The following is a 24,801-nucleotide window of genomic DNA, read 5'->3' as shown; positions in this document are numbered from 1 at the left end:
CTGGAGTTTAGAATGATCCGGAATTTCATTCGGGCAGCATTGGTTTCACTTGGCTTGTTTACAGGTCCGGCCTTGGCCGAAGAACCATTTATCGTGGTACAATCAACGACCTCGACCCAAAATTCGGGACTGTTGGATTACATCCTTCCATGGTTCGAGGCGGAAACCGGGATCGACGTGCGCGTTGTTGCTGTGGGCACCGGGCAGGCGATCCGTAACGCAATCAATGGGGATGGTGACGTTCTGTTGGTCCATGCAAAGGCCGACGAGGAGCAGTTTGTCGAAGACGGCTGGGGCGTTGAACGATTTGACGTGATGTATAATGACTTCGTTCTTGTAGGTCCCAAATCAGACCCGGCCAAGGTGAAGGGCGGATCGGATATCGTGGCCGCTTTGACCGCGGTATCTGAGGCCGAAGTTCCCTTTGCATCACGCGGGGACGACAGCGGAACCCATAAGGCTGAAATGCGCCACTGGAACGACGCCGGAGTAGGTCCGGCTGCGGAATCGGGTACGTGGTACAGGGAAACCGGTTCAGGCATGGGCGCGACGTTGAACGTCGCCAGTGGCATGGATGCTTATACCCTGACGGATCGTGCGACATGGGAGTCCTTCGGCAACCGTGGAAACCTTGAAGTGTTGGTCGAAGGTGACCCGCGCTTGTTCAACCAGTACGGCGTTATTCTGGTGAACCCCGAAAAACACGCGGGTGTAAGGGCGGCGGCAGGGCAGCGGTTTGTCGATTGGCTAATCGGCCCGGACGGGCAGGCAGCCATCGAGGCCTTTGAGTTGAATGGTCAGCAGCTGTTCTTTCCGAACGCGAAATAGGGGATCACCCGCTGGCGCCATTGTGGTGGATCGTTCCCAGACCGGACAGGTCATACCCACCAAACTCATCGGCGCGGGTCAGGAACCGGTCGGACTGCACAAAGCTGAGCAATTTCAGCATCGGGTCATCGAAATAGGCCCGACGCCAAATCGCCAGGTCCAGGCGTTCGGTATGCGTGGGAACAAATCCCAGATCGTACAGCCCAGCCAATGCGCCTAGTCCGAACCCGACCTCGGCCTTGTTGTCATGCAGGGCAATGGCCAACTCTTCTTCTGTGCGGGCGCAAGTGGGCAGGGTTTCCAGATCGTTGCGGGTTATTTCGTGGGCCTCAAGCTGTGCGTCGAACAACCGTTGGCTGGCCGCGCTGTCCTGACGCAGGATGACACGTCGGCCTTTTAGCTGCGCAAAACCCTGAATTTCCGATGCGCCCGGTGCCAGCAGCAAACCACGCTGGCGCTGCGCGACTTCGAACAGAACGACCGGAGCCTCACCCAAAGAGTCTTTCAGGGTCTGGGTGTTGAACCCGCCATCCTCATGAATGTGCAGCGCTGCCGCCTGCGCGTTCCGGTCTTTCAGGCGGGTTAGTCCATCGAATGAGCCATCATAATAGGTCGCCAACCCCGAACCGCTTTCGCGCAGCGCCCAGTCCAGCAGCGGATCGTGACTGCCAGCGACAATCGGGGGCAGGGGCGGTTCGGCCACTTCCGGGCCGGATCGTGATGCGTTGAGCCAGGCGATCACCTCGGCCCGAGGGAACAGCAGTTTGCCCATGGCACGCACGCAAGGCACCTCACCCGATGAGGCAAGATCATAGGCCTTCCGCTCGCCAATGCGCAGCAGATCGGCCAGTTCCTTGGTGGTCAGATATTCGGACATTCAGTCGAGACGCACAGCCGAGCTGGTGCCGGAATCCGCAGCACTGAAACCGATCTGTTGCAGTGCAAAGGGCGCAGCGACTGTGATCACCACCATGGCAGCGACAGCGGCAAGAAAGGCTTTCATAGTCTCCTCCAGCTCAGTTTTCCAGTGCCGTGGCGCGGCGTAGAAAGGCGATAAGGTCGTCCCTGTCCCTGGGTTCGGTGATCCGCTGCATCGGCATCTTCGACCCCGGAATGTAATGGTCCGGCCCTTCGTCAAACAGAGCGTTTATCGTTTCTTCATTCCAAATGATATCAGAGTCTTGCAGCGTGTCCGAATAAAAATATCCGGTAAGCGTACCGGCCTTTCGCCCGAACACACCATGCAGCGACGGGCCCGCGCGGCGTTGACCATCCGGTGTAAGGCTGTGGCAGATCGAGCATTTGCGGGTAAACTGGCGTTCTCCGTTCTCCATTTCCTCAGGGTTTTTGAGAAAGCTGGGTTCTGTCGCGGCCATCTGTTTCTGGTCGCCAAGCGAGGCGACTGGCCAGCTGTACATGGCTTCGTCAATCCCGCCCGCGTGTAGGTTCTGCCCATCAGGCGAAAAGGCCAGCGCCCAGACCGGGCCGCGTAATGTGGCCCTGAAATCCTGCGCGATACGCCATTCGACCGTGTCGATCACCATGATATAGCCTTCGCCATCTCCGACGGCCAGCATGCTGCGATCCGGGCTAAGCGCCAATGCAAGGATCGGTCGACGTTCCAAGGTGAAATCACGCTCATCACCGGTTGTCAGGTCAAGGATGCGGGTGACACCGTCGACTGCACCATAAGCAATCCAGTTGTCCTGCTCGTTCAGTACTAGTTCGTTGATACCAAAGCCATGTTCCACGAACCGGTTCGTTTCCTGTCCGCTGGCAACGTCCCATATGCGCAGTGAACCATCGATACCTGCGGAATACAGTTCCGAACCGTCTGCAGAGAATTCGACGGCATTCACACCGCTTCCAGTCGGCCCGAGCATCGACGGCGCCGAGCCATCGACCGGCCACAGCCCGATGGTCCCATCCCAACTGGCCGTTGCCACATGGGTTTTCGACGCGGCGACGCCTACAATCTTGCCTTTGTGCTGACCAACAACCTGACCGCCGGGCCATTGGCGCAGGGTAAAATCATCCCCAGCCGAATAGATCGCGGTACCGTTGAATACGACGGAATTGACTGCGGCCTCGTGGCCTTCCAGCCATTTCGGCGATTGCCCGGTCCATATGCCAACCGAGTTGTCAAAACTTGCTGTTGCGATCCGCCCGTCTGGCGCGGTGGCGATCCCCATGATGGGCCCGCCGTGGCCTTTGAGAGTGAAGAACTCGGCCATCGCGGGCAGGGGCAGCAGCACCAGTGCCAGAACCAGCTTGCGCATTTATTCGGCGGGCGAGGCCGCTCCTTCGCTGGCCTCTTTTGCCTGCACCTCTTCAAGCCACAGCGAGTGATGCTCGCGCGCCCATTGCTCTTCCACCTCTCCGGTTCCCATAGCGTCAAACGCACCTTCCATGCCGACCGAGCCCAGATAGATGTGGGCCAGAATGATCGCGATGAATGCATAGGCGACCATGACGTGCCAGATCTGGGCGTATTGCATCTCTTCCTGCGGGGACATCTGCACGGGCAGGTTCAGCCCAAGCATCTGCGGAATACCGGTCGAATTCGCGATCGAAAAGGTCTTGGCAAACAGTGGCATTTCAAATGGGAACAGCAACGACAGACCGGACAGGCTGATCGAGACGCCCAGCAGAATGCAAAGCCAGAATATGATCTTTTGCCCGGCGTTAAATTTTTTGGCGGGCGGGTGGCTGCCTTTGGTGAATAACCCCCCACCGGCAGCGAGCCATTTCAGGTCGGTGCGGTTCGGGATGTTGTGAGAAATCCAGTTCACGGTCACGATAATCAGCCCAAGCATAAAGGCCCAAGCCAGGTTGTTGTGCAGCCATTTGCAACCCTGAGCGATCGTCGCGAACCCCTCTTTGCCGAAAACGGGGATCAGGAAATCACGACCGTACAAAGTTAACAGGCCGGTGACGCCTAGTATCAGGAAGGACCCGGCAAACAACCAGTGCCCGAACCGCTCGATCCCGTTGAAACGCAGAATCTTCCGCCCGGTCTTTTCACCATCAATCCTGATCTTTCCGCGGATCAGGAAAAACAGCAGCAACAGAACAAGCATACCGCCGATGATGTAAGATCCGTATTCACGCAAAGGACCGGTGCGAAAATTTAGCCACCACATGCCGCCGTCCTGGATCAGTACAGTTGCGGCCGGTCCATGAGATGACACGGTCACATCCGCCGAACCGTAGCGAAGTGCGCGATAGACATCGCTGTCCGAGGCAATTCCGCGCGTGCCCAACTGGCCAAGCAGGCCTTCGGCGTTACTTTGGCCGGTATTGTCCGAGCGATAGCTGTCATCCACCTTTTCGCCGCGCTGGCGCGCCATGATATCCTCAAGCGTAGTCGCACCACCAGTCGCCGTCCTGTCGGCTGGTGCGGCGGCTTCGGTTTCACTTGATTGGGCAATGGCGGTTTGGGCCATCGAAAATGTCAGCAGCAATATGGCGAGTAAGCGGAACATCTGAACCTCGGTCAAAATCCCTGTTCAGACGACCCACGGATGCGGGTCGTCTGTTTGGTTCATGAAGGCGGGTTTACCCGTCCTTCTGGTCGTAGGCGGTGCCCCAACCCCATGCGCCCGATCCAAATCCGCGCGCCACGACGCGTTCACGGTAGATGGCCGAGACCACATCGCCGTCACCGGCGAGCAGGGCCTTGGTGGAACACATCTCGGCGCAGATGGGCAGTTTGCCCTCAGCGATCCGGTTGCGACCATATTTTGCGAACTCTGCGGTCGAGTTGTTTTCTTCGGGACCACCGGCGCAGAAGGTACATTTGTCCATCTTGCCACGTGATCCGAAGTTGCCCGCCTGCGGGTATTGCGGCGCACCGAAGGGGCACGCATAAAAGCAATAGCCGCAGCCAATGCACAGGTCCTTGGAGTGTAGGACGACGCCTTCTTCGTTCTGATAGAAGCAGTCGACCGGGCACACCGCCATGCAAGGCGCGTCTGAGCAATGCATACAGGCCACCGAGATCGAGCGTTCGCCCGGGTTGCCGTCATTGATCGTCACCACCCTGCGGCGGTTGATGCCCCAAGGCACTTCGTGCTCGTTCTTACACGCGGTTACGCAGGCGTTGCACTCGATGCAGCGTTCAGCGTCGCAGAGAAACTTTGCTCTAGCCATTATCGTTCTCCTTACGCTGCCGAGATCTTGCAGAGAGTACACTTGGTCTCCTGCATCTGGGTCACTGAATCATAGCCATAGGTCTGGGCGGTGTTGGAACTTTCACCCAAGACATAGGGGTCGGCACCAGCAGGGTATTTATTCCGCTGGTCTTCGCCCTGAAAATGGCCGCCAAAGTGGAACGGCATGAAGGCCACGCCGGCACCGACCCTGTTGGTCAGCATCGCCATCACCTTGACCTTGCCGCCCTCGGGACCTTCGACCCAGACCTGTGCCCCGTCACGAATGCCCAGATTGTTGGCATCGCGCGGATTGATCTCGACGAACATGTCTTGCTGCAGCTCGGCCAGCCACGGGTTCGACCGTGACTCATCGCCGCCGCCCTCATACTCGACCAGACGACCAGACGTTAGGATTATCGGATAATCCTTTGAAAAGTCGTTCTTTTGAATCGATGCATAGAGCGTGGGTAGGCGATAGGCCTGACGGTCCTCGTAGGTCGGATAGTCCTCTACCAGATCGCGACGCGGAGTATACAACGGCTCGCGATGGATTGGGATCGGATCCGGGAAGGTCCAGACAACCGCGCGGGCCTTGGCGTTCCCGAAGGGCGCACAGCCATGCTCGATCGCGACCCGCTGGATGCCGCCGGAAAGGTCGGTCTTCCAGTTGGTCTCTGGTCCCGCGACGGCGTCGATGGCCGCGCGTTCCTCGGCCGTCAGATCGCCATCCCAGCCAAGGTCCATCAGCATCTGCATCGTGAATTCAGGGTATCCATCCTGAATTTCCGACCCAACGCTATAGACCCCTTCGGCCAGCAGGTTGTCACCATCGCGTTCCACGCCGAAACGGGCGCGGAAGGTCAGGCCGCCTTCGGCCACCGGTTTGGACATGTCATAGAGGTTTGGTGTCCCCGTATGACCCATCTCAGCCGTTCCCCAGCAAGGCCAGGGTAGACCGTAATACTCGCCGTCGTTGGGTCCACCAATGGCCTGCAGAGTGGTTCTGTCGAACGTGTGCTGGTTGGCCATGTGACTTTTCAGACGTTCCGGTGACTGACCGGTGTAACCGATGGTCCAGAGGCCCGAGTTGAACTCACGTGTGATGCTTTCAACATTCGGTGTTTCCGGGTCGTCCATTTCGATGTTTCGGAACAGACGGTCCGCCCAGCCGAACTTGTTGGCGAACTTGGCCATGATGACCTCGTCCGGCAGACTTTCGAACAGCGGTTCCACCACCTTGTCACGCCACTGCAGCGAGCGGTTCGATGCCGTGACCGAGCCGCGGGTTTCGAATTGCGTACAGGCGGGCAACAGGTAGACACCATCGGTACGGTCATGCAAAACGGCGGAAACTGTAGGATACGGGTCGATCACGACCAGCATGTCCAGCTTCTCCATCGCCGTCTTCATTTCCGTCATCCGGGTCTGCGAGTTAGGCGCGTGGCCCCACAGCACCATGGCACGGACGTTGTTATCCTGATCCATGTTTGCCGGGTCTTCCAGAACACCATCGATCCAGCGGGAGACCGGGATGCCGCGCTCGTTCTGAAGCGGTTTGTCCTTGCCTTCCTTGTCCTTGATCGTGGCGAACTGACCAGCGAGCCATTCCGGTTCCTCACCCCAGACACGGGCCCAGTGGCCCCATGCACCTTTTGACAGGCCGTAGTAGCCGGGCAGGGTATGGGACAGGACACCAAGGTCCGTTGCGCCCTGAACGTTGTCATGGCCGCGGAAGATATTGGTGCCACCACCCGAGGTGCCCATGTTGCCAAGCGCAAGCTGTAGTACGCAGTAAGCGCGGGTGTTGTTGTTGCCGTTGGTATGCTGCGTGCCACCCATACACCAGATCACCGTACCGGGACGGTTGTTGGCCATGGTGCGTGCAACACGCTTTAGCTGCGAACCGGGGGTGCCGGTGACGCGCTCAACCTCTTCCGGGTTCCACTTGGCAACCTCTTCACGGATCTGATCCATGCCCCAGACACGGGTGCGGATGAACTCTTTGTCTTCCCATCCGTTGTCGAAGATGTGCCACAGAATACCCCAGACCAAAGCAACGTCTGTGCCGGGGCGAAAGCGGACATACTCATCGGCATGGGCCGCGGTGCGCGTAAAGCGCGGGTCGCAGACAATCAGTGGCGCGTTGTTCTGCTCTTTCGCGCGCAGAACATGCAACAGCGAGACAGGGTGCGCCTCGGCCGGGTTGCCGCCGATGATGAAGATGGCCCGAGAGTTATGGATGTCGTTGTACGAATTGGTCATGGCGCCGTAGCCCCATGTGTTCGCAACACCCGCAACCGTGGTTGAGTGGCAGATACGCGCCTGATGGTCCACGTTGTTCGTGCCCCAATAGGCGGCGAACTTGCGGAACAGGTAGGCCTGTTCGTTGTTATGCTTGGCCGAGCCTAGCCAGTACACGCTGTCCGGTCCGGATTCTTTGCGGATGCTCATCATGCCGTCGCCGATCTCGTTGATCGCCTCTTCCCAGCTGATGCGCTTCCACTCGCCGCCTTCCTTTTTCATCGGATACTTGAGGCGACGCTCGCCATGGGCGTGCTCGCGAACTGCGGCCCCCTTGGCGCAATGTCCGCCCAGATTGAACGGGCTATCCCAACCGGGCTCTTGCCCGATCCAGACGCCGTTCTGCACTTCGGCGACGACGGTACAGCCGACCGAGCAGTGGGTGCATATGGATTTGATATTTTCGACGGCCTGATTGGCCGCTGTCTGGGCACTGGCTGGCGTCACGGTTCCACCCGTGGCGCTGATCGCGGCAAGGCCGCCGATCGTCAGGCCCGAGCCACGCAGGAATGCGCGGCGATCGACGGTTTTCTCGCCGACCTGGGACAGGATACTTGTCCGCTGGGGGCGTCTCGCAACCCCGTTGGTCTTTTTCCTAAGCATTTCTTTCCTCCCTTGCGCGCCGTGTGAGCCACGGCTGGCTTGGTACTGCTGGTGCCGACGTCAGGGCCAATCGCAACCGTCAGTCGGGTGTGACCTCGTCCGGGTTTGAACCGGGCGCTGTCGTCGCGCTAGAAGCGTGCGCTTTTCAAGTACGCGCGCGTGTGCGCGGTATCCTGAATGCGGTTCTCATCCGTAGGCAGCTCGGCTGCCTCGGCTTTTCCGCTCAGGCTGGCGGCGGCAACGGCAGCGGGCGCTGCGGTTCCAGCCAGTTTGAGGAAGTCGCGGCGCGTTGCGCCTTCTTCCTTGGTCTTGCTCATGGGTTTCTCCTCTCCCATTTGCGAATTAGCACCCGTGAGGGCGCTGGCGAGTGACAGCGGTTCACGCTGCCGTCATTCGGAAGGCTTCGCGCTCAATCTCCATGAACACCCGACCGGCTGTGCCGATCGAGGCATAGAGAACCGAGTTCTCGGCGCCTTCCAAATCCGAATAAAAATGCATGGCCCAAGGGCCGATATGTTTGTTCCAGAATGCCCTCTGGTCTTCCAAAGATGCAGCTGCGCCGAAGCGACCAACGATCATGCCCGCCATCATCTCCATCAATGAGGCGATGTTGTCTTCCGGTTCAAAAACGTTCCGGGCTCGGGTAATGCCACGCATCGCCATGTCGTTGCGCAGCTGCGCCAGGGGTTTCTCATTCAGGAACCCAGTGAGGTAGAAACTGGCGTAAGGTAGTAGCTCGCCGCGTCCCAACCCGATGAACAGCGCGTTGAATTCGCGTTCCGCTGCGGCGGGCTTGGTCACTTTGGCGACGCGGGCCATGGCCTGAATGGCCTGTCCAAGATCGGTCTCATCGCCAGTCAGACCGGATACTTGATCTAGCAGCATCTGATCGGGCGGCGCAGACAGAAGCAGCCCCAGAAAGTTGTAGAAATCCGCGCGCATACGATCCTCTGCCGAGACATTCATCTGTTGCGCTTCACTTGCGGTCATCAGGTTATCCTTCGAATTCAAATTTCATGCGGCGCGGGGCAGGGGTGACCTCAGCCTCCTCAGACAGGTCCGGCGCTATGTCCACCTCGGCCATCAAAACGGGCTCTGGTGTCGCGGTTTCGGGTGACGCAGGTTCGTCCTGCGGTTCATCCGGTTCAATTGTTTCGTCCGTCTCGCTGTCTTCGGCCTCAGCCGCCAGCGCCTCGACATGTGCAAGCATACCTTTGCCAACCTGATACGCTGTCTGAATGTTTTCGATCACGCAGGCGGCGTCAGTATAGTCCTCGCCGTAGTCCACAAGGCCATCGACATTGGCCAATACCGGGTTCAGCCGCCACAGCCGTCGCAAGGCTCGACGGCGCAGACGGTCGGGAACTGCCTTGACCATAAAGCCCGAGACATCATCGCCCGCCTGCAATTCGTCAGGGTCGGGCAAGTTGAGTTCATTTAGAATCTCCGCATCGGATTTTTCTTCCAGTTCGGCGTGTTGGGCGGCAATGGCCTGTTCTTCAATCGCGATGACCTCAGCTTCGGCTTCGGCCTGTACTGCCGCTTTGCGGCGGGACCAGAAATCGCGGGCTTGGGTCACTGCACGATCTTCCGCGGGGCGCGGTACACGTCTGACTCTTGCCGGATGCGTGCATCGCCCTTGCCGTCCTCGACCAAATCGATCCGCTTTTTGTCCCGGCGGCGTTTCACGAAGACTTCGTCGTTATGATGTTCCAGAGCGAAGTCGCGCACCCAGGCGATCAACCCATCGGTCATCGGAATTTTCTCAACGATCTCCTCGCCGGTATCGGCGTAGTCCTGACCTTCGAAAGGCGACGCGGTGACCAGGACCGCATCCATCGGCCTTTCGCCATCCAGCGCATCACGAAGGACAAGGTAGATCGACGGTTGGCCGTCCGAAAGGTTCACCATATAGGCTTCGGTTTCATCTGCCCAAAGTGTCAGGGGCAAGGTCGCTGCGTGGTACTCAATGGCCTCGCCTTCACGTCGCATTTCGTGCCAGTCCGCAGGTCCGGCGCCGGGCAACACAGCAATGGCGCGCCAATTCCATTTCGCCCAGCGGGTTACACCGGGTGTTTTGCGCACGACGACGCCGATTGGCATTTCAATCTGGCTTGCGGCCTTGGCCACTGGCTCCTCCCCGGAAGGCTCTCCCATGCCTTCCCATAGGTCCACTATGGTACACAAAGCGCTCAGGTGCCAAGCCCGCGTCGTACGACCTTAGTCGTAATGGCTGGTAGCAAAATAGTGATCCCCGCAAACGGACGCCTTTGTTTATTGTAAAGAAAGGGGTTTCCGTGGCCAAATGGCCCGCTGTCCCAAAGGGTTTACATTCCAGCAACGGGGATACAGCCTGCGATGCGAAGAGGTGGAGAAGTATCCGGGGGAGGATCATGGGCACCAAACTACTTTTATGCGACTGCGCCGGGTCTCAACCTCTGAATTCCGACAAGATCGGTTCGGCCTGCGAGATGGAATGTTCCAAGGTATTCACAGCGCTTTGCACGCGAGAGTTGGAAGCGGCGGCCGCGGAGATACAACAGGGGGACACCATCATTGCCTGCGGACAAGAGCAGGAAGTATTTCAGGCCCTGGCCGAAGAACTGAATGTGGACGCCCCGGGCTTTGTTGATCTTCGTGACAGGGCCGGGTGGTCTGATGAGGGCGCGGATGCGGCCCCCAAGATGGCCGCCCTGGCCGCCGAAGCCTTGTTGCCGCAGCCGGTAACGCCCAGCGTAGACGTCTATAGCGAAGGCACATGCCTGATCATCGGTCCCGGCGACGTTGCATTCGCACTTGCTGAAAAACTGGCCGTCACACTGGCGGTTACGGTACTGGTCACGGATGAGGCTGAGCCTATGTCGCGCGCGTTCGACGTCGTGCGCGGTCGCATCAAATCGCTGAACGGTGCATTGGGTGGGTTTACCCTGCAGCTTGACGCGTTTCAGCAGCTTGAGCCCGGCGGTCGCGGAGCTTTTGCCTGGACTGAGGTCCGAGACAGGGCGCAGTCGGCTTGTGACATCGTTCTGGACCTGACCAGCGACACACCCTTGGTTCAGGCTCCGGCCAAGCGCGAAGGCTATCTGCGGGCTGATCCCAAAGATCCATTGTCCGTCGAACGGATGGCCTTTGAGGCGGCCCAATTGGTCGGCACCTTCGAAAAGCCACTTTATGTGCGGATGGAAGAAACGCTGTGTGCCCATTCTCGGGCCGAACAGGTTGCTTGCACGAACTGTCTGGATATCTGCCCGACAGGGGCGATCACACCCGCGGGTGAGCATGTGGAAATCGACCCTATGATCTGCGCCGGGTGCGGAGAATGCGCGGCAGTTTGCCCCTCAACAGCAATAACCTACGAAGATCCGCCGGTTTCGGCGTTGCTATCGCGGATGCACATCCTGGCGCGCACCTATCGCCGTGCTGGTGGAGCCGCGCCACGCTTGCTGGTGCATAATGCCCACGGGGCCGAGATGATCCGACTGGCCGCCCGTTTTGGACGTGGTTTGCCTGCCGATGTGATCCCACTGGAGCTAAGTGTGATTTCAGGATTTGGCCATGCCGAGATGCTGGCTGCTTTGGCGCATGGTTTCGCGCGAGTGGACGTCTTGCAATCCCCAACGACCGAGCGCGATGCGTTGGACCGTGAACTGGCCTTGGCGCAGGCAATAGCGGGGGCGAATGCCCTGGGGTTGTTGGATGAGGCCGACCCGGATGCGCTGTCTGATGTCCTTTATGCCCAAGATGTCCCTCAGCCATTGGCCGACCCGGTGCTGCCATTGGGCAACCGCCGCCAGATCGCCCGTTTGGCTGCGCAGGCGCTGAACCCTAAAGCCGAAGAGCCGCTGCCCTTGCCGGAAAACGCGCCCTATGGGGCGATCGCTGTCAACACGGATGCCTGTACCTTGTGCCTCAGCTGTGTGTCGCTGTGCCCGTCGGGTGCTTTGATCGATAACCCGGACAAGCCGCAATTGAACTTCCAGCAGGATGCTTGTCTGCAATGCGGGTTGTGCAAAGGCATCTGCCCGGAGGATGCGATTGCTCTTGTCCCGCAGCTTGACCTGAGCGATGCAGCCCTGTCTCAGCAGGTGTTGAATGAAGAGGAGCCGTTCGCTTGTGTAGAATGCGGGGCACTGTTTGGAGTTAAGTCCACCGTGGAACGGATCATGGAAAAGCTTGCGGGTACACATCCGATGTTTGCCTCCTCAGACAAGGCGCGGATGATCCAGATGTGTGACAATTGCCGCGTAAACGCACAGTTCCAGCAAGAGGACAACCCGTTCCAGTCTAACCCGAAGCCTCGTGTCGTTACGACCGAGGATTATTTCTCAAAACGAAAGGATCACTGAAGCTGTAAGGGCGCACCCAAGTCCGCTGCAGTTATGACCGAGACAAAGGCAAGGATGGCTTCCAGGTCATCCAGCGTCATCTCGACGGGATAGATGGGCGATGGACGCTGTGGATCAAACGGAGGTGTCAGCCCGTCGATTTGTGTGAACGAGGGGTGCGGGTTGAGGGCGAAGAACGCCTCGAACCGTTCTGACCAGTCCGGCATGGCGCGCAGCACCGCGAAAGAGGGGGTCGAACCCAGACCATTCATCCGGTTCTTGGGCCCGATCACATGGCACCGTCCGCAATGGGTCATCGACAATTCCTCGCCGCGCAGCGTATCGCCGTCGATCACTGTTTCGGTTTTCACGGCCACGATATCGAAACTGGCCGAGAAAGGCGTGCCTTGCTCTGGCGCATAGCTTTCTACCGTCCGTTTTCCGATATCGGACAGCAGCCAGTCGCGGAATCGCTCATGTTTGACGTCCTCTTCGATCCGAAGGTGATAGATCACACCGTTGCGCGCGAACACAGGATCACCCGGAGGGGCGGTTTCCAGCACCAAAACGCCGGCATCATCTGCAATAACCCGGATCCCGGTCTTGAGAGAAAAGCGAGGAAGGATATGTTGCAGCAGACCAGAGTCAGCAACCTCGTCCGGCGCGGCAAGACCAATCGCCTCTTGCGACCAAGAGGGGGTGGCAGAGAGCGTCAGGCTCAGGCACAAGAGGACAAAGCGCATGCCACAGCCTAACGGCACGGCACCAAATGCGTCAAATGAACTGAATGAGACGGAGACACGTGCAATGAACGGCAACCACAGCTTGTCGATACGCAGAGCCCTGGCCAGCGGGTTCCAAAAGGAGAATGACGCATGAGTGTTCGTGACGCAGTTCTTGCAAACCTGAGAAAGATCACTGACCCCGTCTCTGGACAGGACATCGTCAGCGCTGGAGTTGTTCGCGCGCTGAACGTCGAAGGGGACACAGTGCGCTTTGTGCTTGAGATCGACCCCAAGCAGGCCGAGCAGATGGAACCCGTCCGTGCCGCAGCCGAACAGGCCGCAAAGTTGGTCGACGGTGTTTCCACGGTCTCGGCCATGCTGACCGCACATTCCGAAAAGGCACCGCCAGATCTGAAGCCGAAACCGAAACCCTCGCAGACCGGGCCGCAGGCCGTGCCGGGTGTGGACAGGATTATTGCTGTGGCTTCTGGTAAGGGTGGCGTTGGCAAGTCCACGGTTTCCGCCAACCTGGCTTGTGCCTTGGCGGCTGAAGGGCGACGCGTTGGTCTGCTGGATGCGGATGTTTATGGGCCGTCGCAGCCGCGGATGCTGGGTGTTTCGGGCCGTCCGGCCAGTCCTGACGGCAAAACGATCCTGCCATTGCGCAACCACGGCGTCACCATGATGTCGATGGGCCTGATGACCAATGAAGGTCAGGCTGTTGTCTGGCGCGGTCCGATGCTGATGGGCGCGTTGCAACAGATGATGGGTCAGGTGCAATGGGGCGCGCTGGATGTGCTGATCGTCGACCTGCCGCCCGGCACAGGTGACGTGCAGCTGACGCTGAGCCAGAAGTTCAACGTGGACGGCGCCATTGTTGTCTCGACCCCTCAGGACGTGGCTCTGATCGATGCCCGCAAGGGGATCGACATGTTCAACCAGCTCAAGACGCCCATCCTTGGGATGATTGAGAATATGTCGACGCATATCTGCTCGAACTGCGGCCATGAAGAGCACGTGTTCGGCCATGGCGGCGTAAAGTCCGAGGCCGAGGCGCTGGGCGTTCCTTTGCTGGGTGAAATCCCGCTGCATCTGGATATCCGAGTTGCCGCTGATGGCGGTGCACCGATCGTGGTCAGCAAGCCCGACAGTCCGCAAGCCGAAGCGTTTCGCCAAATTGCGCGCGGCATGATTGCCAAGGGCAACGCATGAACGAGCCGGTCTTTCCCCCTTTGCTGACGGGCCACCCGGTGCAGGGTGGGGAAGACCCGTTCGAGCGCGCGCAGGCCATGGCTGCGCTGGGCTGTGATGGCGGCACCGTGGTTTATAACATTCAGGCCGATCGTCTGCGTGTGGCCATCGTTTTTGCCCCCGAGGTTGTCTTGCGCGATGCGATGGCAATGGTGCCGCTTTGCGCTGTTGGGTTCCAGAACGCGCTGGGCGCGCTGGCCCCGCCTGAGGTCGCGGTTCATCTGGGCTGGGACGGGCTGATCTGCGTGAATGGGGCCAAATGCGGAATGTTCCGTGTGGCAGCTTCGGATGCAGATCCAGAAGCAGAACCGGATTGGCTGATCGTCGGTTGGGATTTGGCGCTGCTGCAAACCAGTCAGGCACCGGGCGAAAACCCGGATGTCACCGCACTTTACGACGAGGGCTGCGCGGATGTCTCGGCAACGCAGCTTGTCGAAAGCTGGTCGCGGCACATAATGACATGGCTGAATCGCTGGCAAGAGGACGGCAACGCGCCTGTGCACGGAGAATGGATAGGCCTGCTGCGCGGAGTGGGAGAGCCCTTCGGTGAAGCGGGCGTGTTTCTGGGAACGGATGAACGGTTCGGCATGCTGATCCGGCAAGGTTCAGATACACAGCTTCGCCCGCTGACGGAATTGTTGGAGAACGGATGATGAAACTAGCGCGCGCAATCCATTTCGACGAAAGCGACATGAATGTGTTCCACTCCCCGGCGCGAACCGGGGAATGGTGTATTTCGGGCGGATTCGAGTTCTCAAATTGGGGCGAAGGCGATCTTGAAGGCAAGGCGCGTCAGGCTTTTGCGAATGGCTGGTTGGGCGTGGAAACCTTTGGGCGGGTGACATTCGTCGCGGTCACGCAGGTGGAACAGGCCGAACTGGATCAGATCGCGCAGAGCCTTGCTGAACACTTTGTGCAGCTTTACGGGGCACCGTCGGTCGAAGCCGCCATGGACGTCGCACAGGCCGAGATCGCCCACATGTCCGAGCTGTGTGATGAGCATAACCCAAACACGCTGCTGACCGTCTCGCGTGAGCTGTCAGACGCCGGAGTGCGTGAGGCTTTCCGTGTGATCACGCCGCAAGAGACTCAGCTAGAGGCTCTGGCCGTACATGGGTCATTGGACGAATAACCGTCAGATCAGATCCGCAAAGCCGCCAAATTGACCGCGCTTAAAGATCAAACCTTTGCCGGTGCGGTACATGACCTTTTGAACCTCACCAACAATGATCAGGTGATCCCCCGCATCGTGTTGGGCGTGCACCTGACAATCGAACCGCGCCAGACAACCGGATAATTGGGGCCGGCGCGCCGGGTCGTGGGCCCATTCCGCGTGCGAAAAATCCTTGCCGTCGCGAGCAAAGCGCAGGGCCTGTTCCTGTTGATCCTGTCCCATCACGTGGATCGAATAATGTCGGCTGGTGTTGAAATCGTCGAACCGGTTGGAGTCTTTGGCCAAGCACCACAAAACAAGTGGCGGGTCCAGCGATACCGACGCGAACGAGTTGACCGTAATGGCTCGAGGGCCCTGATCGGTGTTCGTGGTGATCACCGTCACACCGGTTCCGAAACACCCCAACGCTTCGCGAAAAGCGGTGCTTTGATCCGGGGTTGGAGTGAATTGTTTTTCCGTCATTGCGCGCTAATCCCGTGGCCGTGCCTCAGGTGCCACGACGCGCGGGGTTTGTCCATGAAAAGCTGCGTCCGGTATGCGTGTTTTCTGAACTAGTTCAGGTCTTCCAACAGACGGCCATGTTGGCGCGTTGCCTCAACGACTAGGCCAAAGGTTGTCATGCCGCGCGCCTGCAGCATCGGTAGCATTCTGACCAGCGCTTCGGCGGTAGCAACCGCATCACCCAGGGCGGTATGGCGCAGTTGTTCGGGGATGGTGATTTCCAACCGTTCACACAGAGCATCCAGCGTGTGTTTATCACTTGCCCCGAACAGCACGGCGGACAACAGAACCGTATCCAGAATGGGGTGATCCCAAGCGACATTCATGCATTTTGCATGCCGCCGGAGAAACGCCATGTCGAATGGCGCGTTATGGGCCACGATCACTGCATTGCGGGCGAATTGATGCAGCGCGCGCCCGGCCTCTGCAATGTCCGGCGCGCCCTGAACCATGCGATCACTGATCTTGTGAACCTTGGTTGAGGATGGAGGGATCGGGATGCCAGGATCAACCAGCATGTCCAGCTGCTCTCCGTCCACGATGCGCCCGTTGACAACCCGCACAGCTCCGATTTGAACGATTTCGTCCTTGTGTGGCAGCAGCCCGGTGGTTTCGGTGTCAAACACGACGAAACACAAATCCTGCAGAGCTAGGTTTTCGACGGTCTCGTCCGTCGAGGTGTTCAGCAAGTCGAAGTCATACACCAAAGGCCGCGCGGCTTCGGGTGCGATGTTCGCGGCACTGTCCTCGAAGATCAGCATGTATCCGGGTGCGCCGCCAAGGGGCTTCATGCGAGCGCGGTAACTCTGCGTACCATCGACGCTGGTTAGCGTGCAGGAGACCTCCAGCCCGGTCTTCATCAGTTTGGCATGAGCCTCCTCCAGCGGATTAGATTGCAAGTATTCAAACAACGAAGCATTCAGCCGGGGATGGGCAATCTGTGCCAGAACCTCGGCCGTCTGACCATCGTACAAAACGATCTTGTGTTTTGGGCTCGCCAACAGCATCGCAACTGGAATTTCGGTCAATAAGGCCGTCAGACGTTGCTTTTCTGCCGCCAGATGTGCCGTCTCTTCGGCCACGGCCTGTGCTACGTCCATGGTTTTACCGGACAATTGGTCGGCCAGTCCGGCCGCGGCTGGTGCCAGATCACCCAGATATCGCGCGGCCTGTGTGTCCAATTCGGTGCTAACTCCGGCATGCGCGCGGGCCCTAAGTTGGGCGGATATCCGTTCGATTGGCTTGGCGACATTGTCGTCGAATAATAACCAAACCGCCGCAGTCAAAGCCAGAAAGCCAAAACCCATCAGGATTTCGGCAAAGATGAATGAATCAAGCAGATCAGGATCAGCAACGCGTCGATAGCTGATCCACAGCGCCAGAGAGCTGACGGTCAGAGCGCCAAAGGCCAACAGGCAGAAGAACAGGAAAATGCGCAGACGCAGGCTTAACCGGTTCAGCATGTCACACTCCGCAGGTTGCCTCGACGATTGGGTCACTGGCGGTGACGTCGATCCAGTCGGCGTTCAGCAGCCGCCCGTCATCCGCGAATTCTGCCCCATCCGCAAGATTGGCGCGGCTGAACTCTTTGCAGTTGACCACTACCGGCAGTTTTGAGACCGGGGCCCAGCGACCAAAGAAATACAGTTCCACCAACCGTTGTTCGGGAACCTGTTCATTTGTGCGAACGGAACCGGCATCAATGGCGGCAAAGCGGTCTACGAAGGGCACAGCATAGGTCCAGGGGCGATAGAAGGCGCGGCTTTCAACCTCTTGAATGACGGTCATACCTTCGGGAAGGGTATCGCGTGTGCGGTCGTACCAGGAATATTCACTGGTAATCGTCATGCCGATCATGCCGAGACCTGCGGCAACGGGCGTCATCCAGCGGGGCAGGCGGCCACCCGTCAATTTGTTTAGAACCATTACGATGCCGGCAAAGGCAAAGCCTGCAAATATGGTGCCGATCAGTTCCAGAAACATGTGACTCTCCGTATGTCTGGCGTAGTCGCCAATAGTTATCGCCGCCTTAACCCAGCATTCCCTTGCCGTGACCTACTGCCGATTGCATGGTTTTTACCACAACGAACGCATCCCGGAGATGACTTCGCTCAAAATCCGACAGGTCTGAGGGCGGCAGGAAATTGTCCGGCTTTTGATCGCCCTTCACAAGCCTGACCTGATGCTCAAGGCGGGTTTCTGCGATCAGATCATACGCATCCAGCAAATCCCGCGCGCCCGAGGGGCTGAGAATACCGCCAGATGCGGCTGCTTTCAGACGCGCCCGAGTATTGGCTTCGGTCAATTGACCCTGAAGGCTGTAGATGCGCGCAAGGTCAACGACTGGGACCACTCCGTTATGTTTGAGGTCCAGCGTGTTGCGATGTTCACCAGACCGGATGGTCGCAAACCCGCGCAACAGACCCAACGGAGGCGTATGTTTTAGCGAGTTCGAGATCATGTGCGCCACAAAGATCGAGTTTGCGTTGGCCGCTGCCAGTGTCTCGGCCTGCAGATCGTCGAACAGGTGAAAGGCCCCTCCGATAGGACGCAGGTCGAACATGACTGAGGCCAGCATCTGCGCCTCGGGGTTCGGTTTGGCGATCCACCCGTTGAAGTAGTCGCGCCAAACTCGGACGGGCTGACACCATCGTGGGTTGGTCGCCATCATGTCGCCTGGGCAATAGAAATAACCGCAGGTGTCCAGGCCGTCCGAGACGTATTTGGCAAGCTCGGCGAAGTACTTCATATCGGCATCGGTCACGCTGTCGTCCAGCATCAGACAGTTGTCCTGATCGGATACTCCGGTTTGTTCTTGCCGCCCTTGCGACCCACAGGCCAACCACAGATAGGGAACGGGTGCTGGGCCCAGCTTGTCCTCGGCCAAGGCCAACAACCGGCGGGTTGCTGTGTCTGCAATATCCGTTATCAGCCGCGTCACGATCTCGTGCCGGTTTCCGGCAGCCACCAGTTGCACCAGAAGCTGCGGGATTTCAGCCGTTACCACCGCCATTTGATCTGCCGAGTCCGCTTGAGCGATCCGGCGGACAAGCTCTGCCGAATTCACCGCCTGATAATGGGTCAGGTCCGTTTGCGTTACGATGCCGACCAAACGTCCACCTTCGCTGATCGGGATATGACCTATCCCGCGCTCCATCATCACGTGCAGAACGTCCGATCCAATATCAGATGGCGACAGGGTGATTGGGTTCGCCGTCATGATCGCTGACACCGGTGTCTCTGCGGGCATGCCATTGGCTACGTATTTGCCCGAGATGTCGCGCAAGGTGGCGATGCCCAGCAGGCTATCCGTTTCGGTGACGCACAAGGATGAAATGTGCTTGTCACGCATGATCCGGGCGGCTTCTTGAACTGATGTGTCCGGTGGGCAGGTTGCAGGGTTATGCGCCATAAGAACGTCAATCGCGCTGGTCGCCAGGCTTTGCGGACCGGATCGGTTCGAACGGGTCCGGTTGAAGAATTTCGAAACGACGTCATGCCCATCGATCAACTCGCGCACCAGATCTGGCGGCAGAACCAGCAAAACGGATGGCGTATGCGCGCGCGCCTTGGTTGCGGCTTTCCCGTCTTTCAGTAGCCCACGCTCACCAAACGAATTGCGCAGACCAAGATGAGATACCACGGCGTCATTCTCATCGGTGATTTCAACGTGCCCTTCATAGATCACGAATACGCCGGGCAGGGTGTGCCCAAGTTCGTACAGGGCAAAGTCTTCCTCGACCTCCCAAACCTCGACCTGATTGGCGATCTGATCCAGTGTTTCTGGGGGCAAGGCATCATAGGGGTGGACGGATTTCAGGAACCGGGTGATTTCGTCATGAGACAGGGGCATCGTACAGTCCTGTGATTCCGGTTTTGAAAATCCCGCCCGGTGGAATGCCGGGCGGGAACAGTCGGTCGAAAGACGCGGCACATGGAAGTTAACCATATGCCGCATCATGCTCACTTGTTCTGAGCTGCGCCAGCGCCACGGGGAATACGCACGCTTTCGACCAATTCAACGATCTCCGGCGGAGTCTCTTTGGTCATTCCGGCGACGACGTAAGCGACGCCGAAGTTGATCATTGCACCGATGGCGCCGAACGAGGTCGACTTGATCGGACCCAGAAGCGGATCAGCATCAGTGAACGAGTTGGTGCCCGGAATGAACAGCCAGCCCTTGTGCAGGAAGATGTAGACCAGGGTTACGGTCAGACCAGCCAGCATGCCCGCAACCGCGCCGGTATTGTTGATGCGGGTCGAGAAGATCCCCATCATCAGCGCCGGGAAGATCGAGGCAGCCGCCAGACCAAACGCCAGGGCCACGGTTTGCGCCGCAAAGCCCGGTGGGTTCAGACCCAGATAGGTTGCCACAACGATGGCCACAGCCATTGCGATACGAGCAGCCAGCAGTTCTCCTTTTTCAGAGATTTGCGGGTTGATCGCACCTTTGACAAGGTCGTGGGATACCGCCGACGAGATCGCCAGCAACAGACCCGCAGCGGTCGACAGAGCAGCCGCAAGACCACCGGCAGCGACCAGACCGATCACCCAACCCGGCAGGTTGGCAATCTCGGGGTTGGCCAGAACCAGGATGTCGCGGTTGAACTTGGTCAGCTCGTTTCCAACCCAGCCTTTTTCTTCGGCAAGTGCCTGCATGTCGGCGTTCTTGTCGTTGTAGTACTGGATCTTGCCGTCGCCGTTCTTGTCTTCCCAGTCCAACAGACCGGTTTTCTGCCACGTCTGCATCCAGTCATAGCGCGGATCATTGTCGATATCTTCGACCGAGACAGCGCCACCTTCGATGCCACCGTTGGGCCACATCATGTCGGTGATGTTCAGACGCGCCATTGCGCCAACCGCAGGGGCGGTCAGATACAGCAGAGCGATGAAGACCAGTGTCCAGCCAGCCGACCAGCGTGCGTCAGACACTTTCGGTACGGTGAAGAAGCGCATGATCACGTGCGGCAGGCCGGCGGTGCCGATCATCAGCGACAGTGTGAACAGAACCATGTTCAGCGTGTTCGAGTGATGAGCTGTGTATTCATTAAAGCCCAGCTCGGTCACGATCGCATCCAGCTTGGTCAGCAGAGGCTCACCGCTTGCGGTGTCGCTGAACAGACCCAGCGCCGGAACCGGCGTACCGGTCAGCTGCAGCGAGATGAAGATCGCCGGGATTGTGTAGGCGGTGATCAGTACGCAGTACTGAGCGACCTGAGTGTAGGTCACGCCTTTCATCCCACCGAACACTGCGTAAGCAAACACGACACAAGCACCGATCAGCAGACCAGAGGTGTTCGATACCTCGAGGAAACGACCAAAGGCCACGCCCACACCGGTCATCTGACCAATAACATAAGTCACCGAAGCAACGATCAGACAGATTACAGCAACGATACGTGCAGTCTGGCTGTAGAAACGGTCGCCGATGAATTCCGAGACAGTGTATTTACCAAACTTACGCAGATAGGGCGCAAGCAGCAGTGCCAGCAGCACGTAACCGCCGGTCCAACCCATCAGGAAGGTCGAATTGTCATAGCCGGTAAAGGCGATCAGGCCCGCCATCGAAATGAACGAGGCCGCAGACATCCAGTCTGCCGCTGTTGCCATGCCGTTGGTGACAGGGTGAATGCCGCGACCGGCGGCGTAGAATTCCGATGTGGAACCCGCGCGGGCCCAAATCGCGATGCCGATGTACAGCGCAAAGGACGCGCCGACAAAGAGCAGGTTGATGGTAAACTGGTCCATTCCGCTTACTCCTCATCCACGCCGTATTCGGCGTCCAGCTTGTTCATGCGCCAGGCGTAGTTGAAAATCAGCACCAGAAAGACCAGGATCGATCCTTGCTGAGCGAACCAAAAGCCCAGATCGGTGCCGCCAACGGCGATGCCAGACAGCAGCGGACGCAGCAGAATGCCGAATCCAAAAGACACCAGCGCCCAGATCACGAGGCTGATGTAGATGAGACGCAGGTTCGCCTGCCAATAGCCTTTGTCGGCCTCGGCAGTCTGCGCGGAGTTTGTTGATTGATCCGCCATTGCGGGTTCCTCCTTCGCTTCTTCCATGGGCGACCCGTTGTCTTAAACCTCCAACGCGCGGGGCCGCTTTTCGATTTGCCGAATGCCGGACGGCATCGGGCAAAACTTCTCCGATCCGCCAAGGCGGGTACTTTGAAGTTTTCCTTTAGGAATTGGACCCTTATTCAGGGCGGGCCGTCTTCCCTTAGTTCATGGCGTCGCTGACGATCCTTTCCAGATTGCCTGCGATGTCGTCGATATTGCCCATGGCGTTCAGACCTTTGAGAACACCGTGGTCTTGGTAATAGGTAATCAGCGGCGCGGTTTGCGCATGATAGGCCGCCAGACGTGAGGCGACGGTTTCGGCATTATCATCAGCGCGGCGCTTGAATTCCGTGCTGCCGCATTTGTCGCATTTGCCTTTAATGGCAGGGATTTTGAACGTGTCATGGAACCCTTCGCCACATCCGGCACAGGTGTAGCGGCCCGAGATGCGGATAACCATTTCGCCATCTTCGACTTCAAGACTGATGGCGGCGTTGATCTTCTGCCCGGTTTCCGAAAGTAGCCCATCCAACGCCTCGGCCTGAACCGTGGTGCGCGGAAAGCCGTCCAGAATGACGCCCTTGGCGCAGTCCGGTTCAGCTAGGCGATCACGAAGGATCGCAATGACGATGTCGTCGCTGACCAGATCACCAGCCTCCATCACGGCCTTTGCGGCTTTGCCAGCATCGGTTTCGGCCGCAACTGCCGCACGCAGCAGGTCGCCAGTGCTGAGTTGAACCAGCCCGAACTTGTCTTCAAGCATACGGGCCTGTGTTCCCTTCCCGGCACCCGGAGGGCCGAGAAGGATCAGAACAGCGGGTGTGGTGATCGTGGCAGCGTCCATCACATCCTCACTTGTTTGCACGATTTTCGATCAGGTCTTCGACCACCGATGGATCGGCAAGTGTCGAAGTATCGCCCAATGCGCCAAAGTCGTTCTCGGCAATTTTGCGCAGGATACGGCGCATGATCTTGCCGGAACGGGTCTTGGGCAGACCGGGTGCCCACTGGATCACGTCGGGCGACGCAATCGGGCCGATCTCGGTCCGGACCCAGGTGCGCAGCTCTTTCAGCAGCTCATCCGACGGCTCGCGGTCATTCATCAGAGTGACATAGCAATAGATGCCTTGCCCTTTGATCTCATGGGGGTATCCGACCACGGCGGCCTCGGCCACAGCGGCATGCGCTACAAGCGCGCTTTCAACTTCGGCGGTCCCCATACGGTGGCCCGAGACGTTGATCACATCGTCAACGCGACCGGTGATCCAGTAATCACCATCCTCGTCACGACGGCAGCCGTCACCGGTGAAGTAGTAACCTTTGTAGTCCGAGAAATAGGTCTTTTCGAACCGTTCATGATCACCCCAGACGGTGCGCATTTGGCCGGGCCAGCTGTCCTTGATACACAGAACACCTTCGACGCCGTTGCCGTTGATCTCGATGCCTGATTGCGGGTCCAGAACCACGGGCTGAATGCCAAAGAAGGGCTTCATCGCGGCACCAGGCTTCATCGCGTGTGCACCGGGCAGGGGTGTCATCAGGTGACCGCCGGTCTCGGTCTGCCACCACGTGTCAACGATGGGGCAATTTCCTTTACCGACGACCTCATTGTACCAGTTCCAGGCTTCAGGGTTGATCGGTTCGCCCACGGTGCCCAGTAGTTTGAGGTCGCTCAGATCATGCTTCTCGACCCACTCGTTGCCTTGCCCCATCAACGCGCGGATCGCGGTTGGTGCGGTATAGAACTGGTTGACCTTGTGCTTGGCGCATACCTCCCAGAACCGGCCCGCGTCGGGGTAGGTAGGGACACCTTCGAACATCAGAGTAGTCGCGCCGTTGGCCAGCGGGCCATAGACGATATAGCTGTGGCCTGTGACCCAGCCCACGTCAGCAGTGCACCAATACACATCGCCCTCGTGGTAATCGAAAGTGATCTCATGGGTCAGCGATGCGAAAACCAGATAGCCGCCAGTGGTATGTACCACACCCTTGGGTTGTCCGGTCGAGCCGGAGGTGTAGAGGATGAAAAGCGGGTCTTCGGCGCTCATCTCAGCAGGCGCGCAGTAGTCATCGGCCTCAAGCGCCAATTCGTTGTAATCATAGTCGCGGCCGTCGATCCATGTGGTCTGACCACCAGTGCGTTTGACCACCAGGCATTTCACCGTGTCTTTGCAGTGCAACAGGGCGGCGTCCGCATTGGATTTCAGCGCAGTCTTGCGGCCGCCTCGCGGGGCCTCGTCGGCAGTGATGACAACCTTTGCGTCGCAGCCATTGACGCGCGCCGCCAGAGCGTCTGGTGAAAAACCCGCAAAGACGATCGAATGGATCGCGCCAATGCGCGCGCAGGCCAGCATGGCATAGGCGGCCTCGGGGATCATCGGCATATAGATCACGACGCGGTCGCCCTTACGCACGCCCAGCGATTCCAGAATGTTTGCCATCCGGCAGGTCCGGCGGTGCAACTCAGCATAGGTGATGTGCTGCGCTTCGTCTTTTGGATCATCCGGTTCCCAGATGATCGCAGTTTGATCGCCGCGGGTTTTCAGATGGCGGTCCAGGCAGTTGGCCGAAACGTTCAGCGTTCCGTCTGCGTACCAGTTGATTCCGACCGAGCCGAAATCATAGTTTACATCTTTGACTTGTGTGTAGGGCTTGATCCAGTCGATCCGCTTGCCTTGTTCGTCCCAGAACGCGACGGGATCGTTGATCGAAGCCGCATACATCTCAGTGTATTTTTCAGCGTTAACATGCGTGCGGGCCACGGTTTCGGCGGACGGCGGAAAGGTATTGGCTTCTGCCTGGGCAGCGGTTGTCATTCTGAGGCTCCTCCCTCTGGATCATATTGAATCAGACCGATTTTGCCTGCTGAACTGGCGA

24 protein-coding genes are annotated in these 24,801 nt (G+C 58.6%); 5 read left to right on the top strand and 19 right to left on the bottom strand.

What is annotated here, in order from left to right:
* Window positions 1-12: 12 nt before the first annotated feature.
* Window positions 13-828, top strand: coding sequence for an ABC transporter substrate-binding protein (locus tag AC2FJE_RS02565; RefSeq protein WP_282168498.1), 816 nt, complete (start codon window positions 13-15; stop codon window positions 826-828).
* 4 nt (window positions 829-832) lie between these two features.
* On the opposite strand, the gene AC2FJE_RS02560 is transcribed toward AC2FJE_RS02565, so the two are convergent.
* The 10 genes from AC2FJE_RS02560 to AC2FJE_RS02515 form a co-directional block, all read right to left on the bottom strand.
* A complete protein-coding gene (locus AC2FJE_RS02560; protein WP_496753707.1) occupies window positions 833-1,705 on the bottom strand; it encodes a substrate-binding domain-containing protein in 873 nt (290 codons plus the stop codon).
* Window positions 1,706-1,831 (bottom strand): hypothetical protein, encoded by a 126-nt coding sequence (locus AC2FJE_RS02555; protein WP_496695140.1) that lies wholly within the window; start codon window positions 1,829-1,831, stop codon window positions 1,706-1,708.
* Window positions 1,832-1,844: 13 nt separating this feature from the next.
* Window positions 1,845-3,107, bottom strand: a complete 1,263-nt coding sequence (locus AC2FJE_RS02550) for a c-type cytochrome (RefSeq protein WP_496760587.1) — start codon at window positions 3,105-3,107, stop codon at window positions 1,845-1,847.
* Entirely contained in the window at window positions 3,108-4,313 is a 1,206-nt protein-coding gene (locus AC2FJE_RS02545; protein ID WP_282168495.1) for a formate dehydrogenase subunit gamma, read from the bottom strand.
* 73 nt (window positions 4,314-4,386) lie between these two features.
* Window positions 4,387-4,980 (bottom strand): formate dehydrogenase FDH3 subunit beta, encoded by a 594-nt coding sequence (gene fdh3B, locus AC2FJE_RS02540; protein WP_058273836.1) that lies wholly within the window; start codon window positions 4,978-4,980, stop codon window positions 4,387-4,389.
* 11 nt (window positions 4,981-4,991) lie between these two features.
* On the bottom strand, window positions 4,992-7,886 hold the full coding sequence (locus AC2FJE_RS02535) for a formate dehydrogenase subunit alpha (RefSeq protein WP_496753710.1): 2,895 nt from the start codon (window positions 7,884-7,886) through the stop codon (window positions 4,992-4,994).
* Between the two features lie 128 nt (window positions 7,887-8,014).
* On the bottom strand, window positions 8,015-8,203 hold the full coding sequence (locus AC2FJE_RS02530) for a ubiquinol-cytochrome c reductase iron-sulfur subunit N-terminal domain-containing protein (protein WP_058273834.1): 189 nt from the start codon (window positions 8,201-8,203) through the stop codon (window positions 8,015-8,017).
* 61 nt (window positions 8,204-8,264) lie between these two features.
* Window positions 8,265-8,876 carry a TorD/DmsD family molecular chaperone gene (locus tag AC2FJE_RS02525; protein WP_472723583.1) on the bottom strand — a complete coding sequence of 204 codons (612 nt, stop codon included), beginning with the start codon at window positions 8,874-8,876 and terminating at the stop codon, window positions 8,265-8,267.
* 4 nt (window positions 8,877-8,880) lie between these two features.
* On the bottom strand, window positions 8,881-9,465 hold the full coding sequence (locus tag AC2FJE_RS02520) for a DUF3306 domain-containing protein (protein ID WP_496753713.1): 585 nt from the start codon (window positions 9,463-9,465) through the stop codon (window positions 8,881-8,883).
* Window positions 9,462-10,016 (bottom strand): DUF3305 domain-containing protein, encoded by a 555-nt coding sequence (locus AC2FJE_RS02515; protein WP_496753715.1) that lies wholly within the window; start codon window positions 10,014-10,016, stop codon window positions 9,462-9,464. The genes AC2FJE_RS02520 and AC2FJE_RS02515 overlap by 4 nt, the downstream gene beginning before the upstream one ends.
* A 263-nt stretch (window positions 10,017-10,279) precedes the next feature.
* Between AC2FJE_RS02515 and AC2FJE_RS02510 the strand changes: the two genes are divergently transcribed.
* Complete coding sequence (locus AC2FJE_RS02510) at window positions 10,280-12,232, top strand: 4Fe-4S binding protein (protein WP_496753718.1); 1,953 nt, start codon at window positions 10,280-10,282, stop codon at window positions 12,230-12,232.
* Here the strand turns inward: AC2FJE_RS02510 and AC2FJE_RS02505 are convergent.
* Window positions 12,226-12,954: a c-type cytochrome gene (locus tag AC2FJE_RS02505; protein WP_496753720.1), complete on the bottom strand. Its 729-nt coding sequence runs from the start codon at window positions 12,952-12,954 to the stop codon at window positions 12,226-12,228. The genes AC2FJE_RS02510 and AC2FJE_RS02505 overlap by 7 nt on opposite strands.
* A 132-nt stretch (window positions 12,955-13,086) precedes the next feature.
* Here AC2FJE_RS02505 and AC2FJE_RS02500 point away from each other — a divergent pair, with 132 nt between their 5' ends.
* From AC2FJE_RS02500 to AC2FJE_RS02490, 3 genes are read left to right on the top strand one after another with little or no spacing between them, the layout of a single operon-like run.
* Window positions 13,087-14,148 carry an Mrp/NBP35 family ATP-binding protein gene (locus tag AC2FJE_RS02500; RefSeq protein WP_058273829.1) on the top strand — a complete coding sequence of 354 codons (1,062 nt, stop codon included), beginning with the start codon at window positions 13,087-13,089 and terminating at the stop codon, window positions 14,146-14,148.
* Window positions 14,145-14,840 (top strand): biotin/lipoate--protein ligase family protein, encoded by a 696-nt coding sequence (locus tag AC2FJE_RS02495; protein ID WP_496760584.1) that lies wholly within the window; start codon window positions 14,145-14,147, stop codon window positions 14,838-14,840. Before AC2FJE_RS02500 ends, AC2FJE_RS02495 begins: the two co-directional genes overlap by 4 nt.
* Window positions 14,840-15,319 (top strand): DUF6505 family protein, encoded by a 480-nt coding sequence (locus AC2FJE_RS02490; RefSeq protein ID WP_496722363.1) that lies wholly within the window; start codon window positions 14,840-14,842, stop codon window positions 15,317-15,319. Before AC2FJE_RS02495 ends, AC2FJE_RS02490 begins: the two co-directional genes overlap by 1 nt.
* Before the next feature lie 3 nt (window positions 15,320-15,322).
* Here the strand turns inward: AC2FJE_RS02490 and AC2FJE_RS02485 are convergent, their stop codons facing one another.
* The 8 genes from AC2FJE_RS02485 to acs all read right to left on the bottom strand — a co-directional run bounded on the left by AC2FJE_RS02485 (window position 15,323) and on the right by acs (window position 24,740).
* Window positions 15,323-15,823, bottom strand: a complete 501-nt coding sequence (locus AC2FJE_RS02485; protein ID WP_058278169.1) for a flavin reductase family protein — start codon at window positions 15,821-15,823, stop codon at window positions 15,323-15,325.
* A gap of 89 nt (window positions 15,824-15,912) precedes the next feature.
* Window positions 15,913-17,325, bottom strand: a complete 1,413-nt coding sequence (locus tag AC2FJE_RS02480; RefSeq protein ID WP_496760582.1) for a 3'-5' exonuclease — start codon at window positions 17,323-17,325, stop codon at window positions 15,913-15,915.
* Between the two features lies 1 nt (window position 17,326).
* The gene (locus AC2FJE_RS02475) at window positions 17,327-17,845 is read right to left on the bottom strand and encodes a hypothetical protein (protein ID WP_058273826.1); all 519 of its coding nucleotides are present in this window, start codon (window positions 17,843-17,845) and stop codon (window positions 17,327-17,329) included.
* 46 nt (window positions 17,846-17,891) lie between these two features.
* Window positions 17,892-19,715 (bottom strand): DUF294 nucleotidyltransferase-like domain-containing protein, encoded by a 1,824-nt coding sequence (locus AC2FJE_RS02470; RefSeq protein WP_496760580.1) that lies wholly within the window; start codon window positions 19,713-19,715, stop codon window positions 17,892-17,894.
* 110 nt (window positions 19,716-19,825) lie between these two features.
* Window positions 19,826-21,610: a sodium:solute symporter family protein gene (locus tag AC2FJE_RS02465; RefSeq protein ID WP_058273825.1), complete on the bottom strand. Its 1,785-nt coding sequence runs from the start codon at window positions 21,608-21,610 to the stop codon at window positions 19,826-19,828.
* A 5-nt stretch (window positions 21,611-21,615) separates the two neighbouring features.
* Window positions 21,616-21,900 (bottom strand): DUF4212 domain-containing protein, encoded by a 285-nt coding sequence (locus tag AC2FJE_RS02460; protein WP_058274238.1) that lies wholly within the window; start codon window positions 21,898-21,900, stop codon window positions 21,616-21,618.
* A gap of 184 nt (window positions 21,901-22,084) precedes the next feature.
* Window positions 22,085-22,768: an adenylate kinase gene (locus AC2FJE_RS02455; RefSeq protein WP_282168485.1), complete on the bottom strand. Its 684-nt coding sequence runs from the start codon at window positions 22,766-22,768 to the stop codon at window positions 22,085-22,087.
* Window positions 22,769-22,775: 7 nt separating this feature from the next.
* On the bottom strand, window positions 22,776-24,740 hold the full coding sequence (acs, locus tag AC2FJE_RS02450; protein WP_496722379.1) for an acetate--CoA ligase: 1,965 nt from the start codon (window positions 24,738-24,740) through the stop codon (window positions 22,776-22,778).
* Window positions 24,741-24,801: the final 61 nt, after the last annotated feature.

Source organism: Ruegeria sp. CDSC002, from assembly GCF_059610905.1.
Note: the sequence above shows the minus strand (reverse complement) of the source record. Positions and strands in the feature narration are given on the sequence as shown.

Bases quoted from the DNA above. Each gene is read 5' to 3' on its own strand.
- AC2FJE_RS02565 (WP_282168498.1), top strand. From the start codon at position 13: ATGATCCGGAATTTCATTCGGGCAGCATTGGTTTCACTTGGCTTGTTT.
- AC2FJE_RS02560 (WP_496753707.1), bottom strand. From the start codon at position 1,705: ATGTCCGAATATCTGACCACCAAGGAACTGGCCGATCTGCTGCGCATT.
- AC2FJE_RS02555 (WP_496695140.1), bottom strand. From the start codon at position 1,831: ATGAAAGCCTTTCTTGCCGCTGTCGCTGCCATGGTGGTGATCACAGTC.
- AC2FJE_RS02550 (WP_496760587.1), bottom strand. From the start codon at position 3,107: ATGCGCAAGCTGGTTCTGGCACTGGTGCTGCTGCCCCTGCCCGCGATG.
- AC2FJE_RS02545 (WP_282168495.1), bottom strand. From the start codon at position 4,313: ATGTTCCGCTTACTCGCCATATTGCTGCTGACATTTTCGATGGCCCAA.
- fdh3B (WP_058273836.1), bottom strand. From the start codon at position 4,980: ATGGCTAGAGCAAAGTTTCTCTGCGACGCTGAACGCTGCATCGAGTGC.
- AC2FJE_RS02535 (WP_496753710.1), bottom strand. From the start codon at position 7,886: ATGCTTAGGAAAAAGACCAACGGGGTTGCGAGACGCCCCCAGCGGACA.
- AC2FJE_RS02530 (WP_058273834.1), bottom strand. From the start codon at position 8,203: ATGAGCAAGACCAAGGAAGAAGGCGCAACGCGCCGCGACTTCCTCAAA.
- AC2FJE_RS02525 (WP_472723583.1), bottom strand. From the start codon at position 8,876: ATGACCGCAAGTGAAGCGCAACAGATGAATGTCTCGGCAGAGGATCGT.
- AC2FJE_RS02510 (WP_496753718.1), top strand. From the start codon at position 10,280: ATGGGCACCAAACTACTTTTATGCGACTGCGCCGGGTCTCAACCTCTG.
- AC2FJE_RS02505 (WP_496753720.1), bottom strand. From the start codon at position 12,954: ATGCGCTTTGTCCTCTTGTGCCTGAGCCTGACGCTCTCTGCCACCCCC.
- AC2FJE_RS02500 (WP_058273829.1), top strand. From the start codon at position 13,087: ATGAGTGTTCGTGACGCAGTTCTTGCAAACCTGAGAAAGATCACTGAC.
- AC2FJE_RS02495 (WP_496760584.1), top strand. From the start codon at position 14,145: ATGAACGAGCCGGTCTTTCCCCCTTTGCTGACGGGCCACCCGGTGCAG.
- AC2FJE_RS02490 (WP_496722363.1), top strand. From the start codon at position 14,840: ATGAAACTAGCGCGCGCAATCCATTTCGACGAAAGCGACATGAATGTG.
- AC2FJE_RS02485 (WP_058278169.1), bottom strand. From the start codon at position 15,823: ATGACGGAAAAACAATTCACTCCAACCCCGGATCAAAGCACCGCTTTT.
- AC2FJE_RS02480 (WP_496760582.1), bottom strand. From the start codon at position 17,325: ATGCTGAACCGGTTAAGCCTGCGTCTGCGCATTTTCCTGTTCTTCTGC.
- AC2FJE_RS02475 (WP_058273826.1), bottom strand. From the start codon at position 17,845: ATGTTTCTGGAACTGATCGGCACCATATTTGCAGGCTTTGCCTTTGCC.
- AC2FJE_RS02470 (WP_496760580.1), bottom strand. From the start codon at position 19,715: ATGCCCCTGTCTCATGACGAAATCACCCGGTTCCTGAAATCCGTCCAC.
- AC2FJE_RS02465 (WP_058273825.1), bottom strand. From the start codon at position 21,610: ATGGACCAGTTTACCATCAACCTGCTCTTTGTCGGCGCGTCCTTTGCG.
- AC2FJE_RS02460 (WP_058274238.1), bottom strand. From the start codon at position 21,900: ATGGCGGATCAATCAACAAACTCCGCGCAGACTGCCGAGGCCGACAAA.
- AC2FJE_RS02455 (WP_282168485.1), bottom strand. From the start codon at position 22,768: ATGGACGCTGCCACGATCACCACACCCGCTGTTCTGATCCTTCTCGGC.
- acs (WP_496722379.1), bottom strand. From the start codon at position 24,740: ATGACAACCGCTGCCCAGGCAGAAGCCAATACCTTTCCGCCGTCCGCC.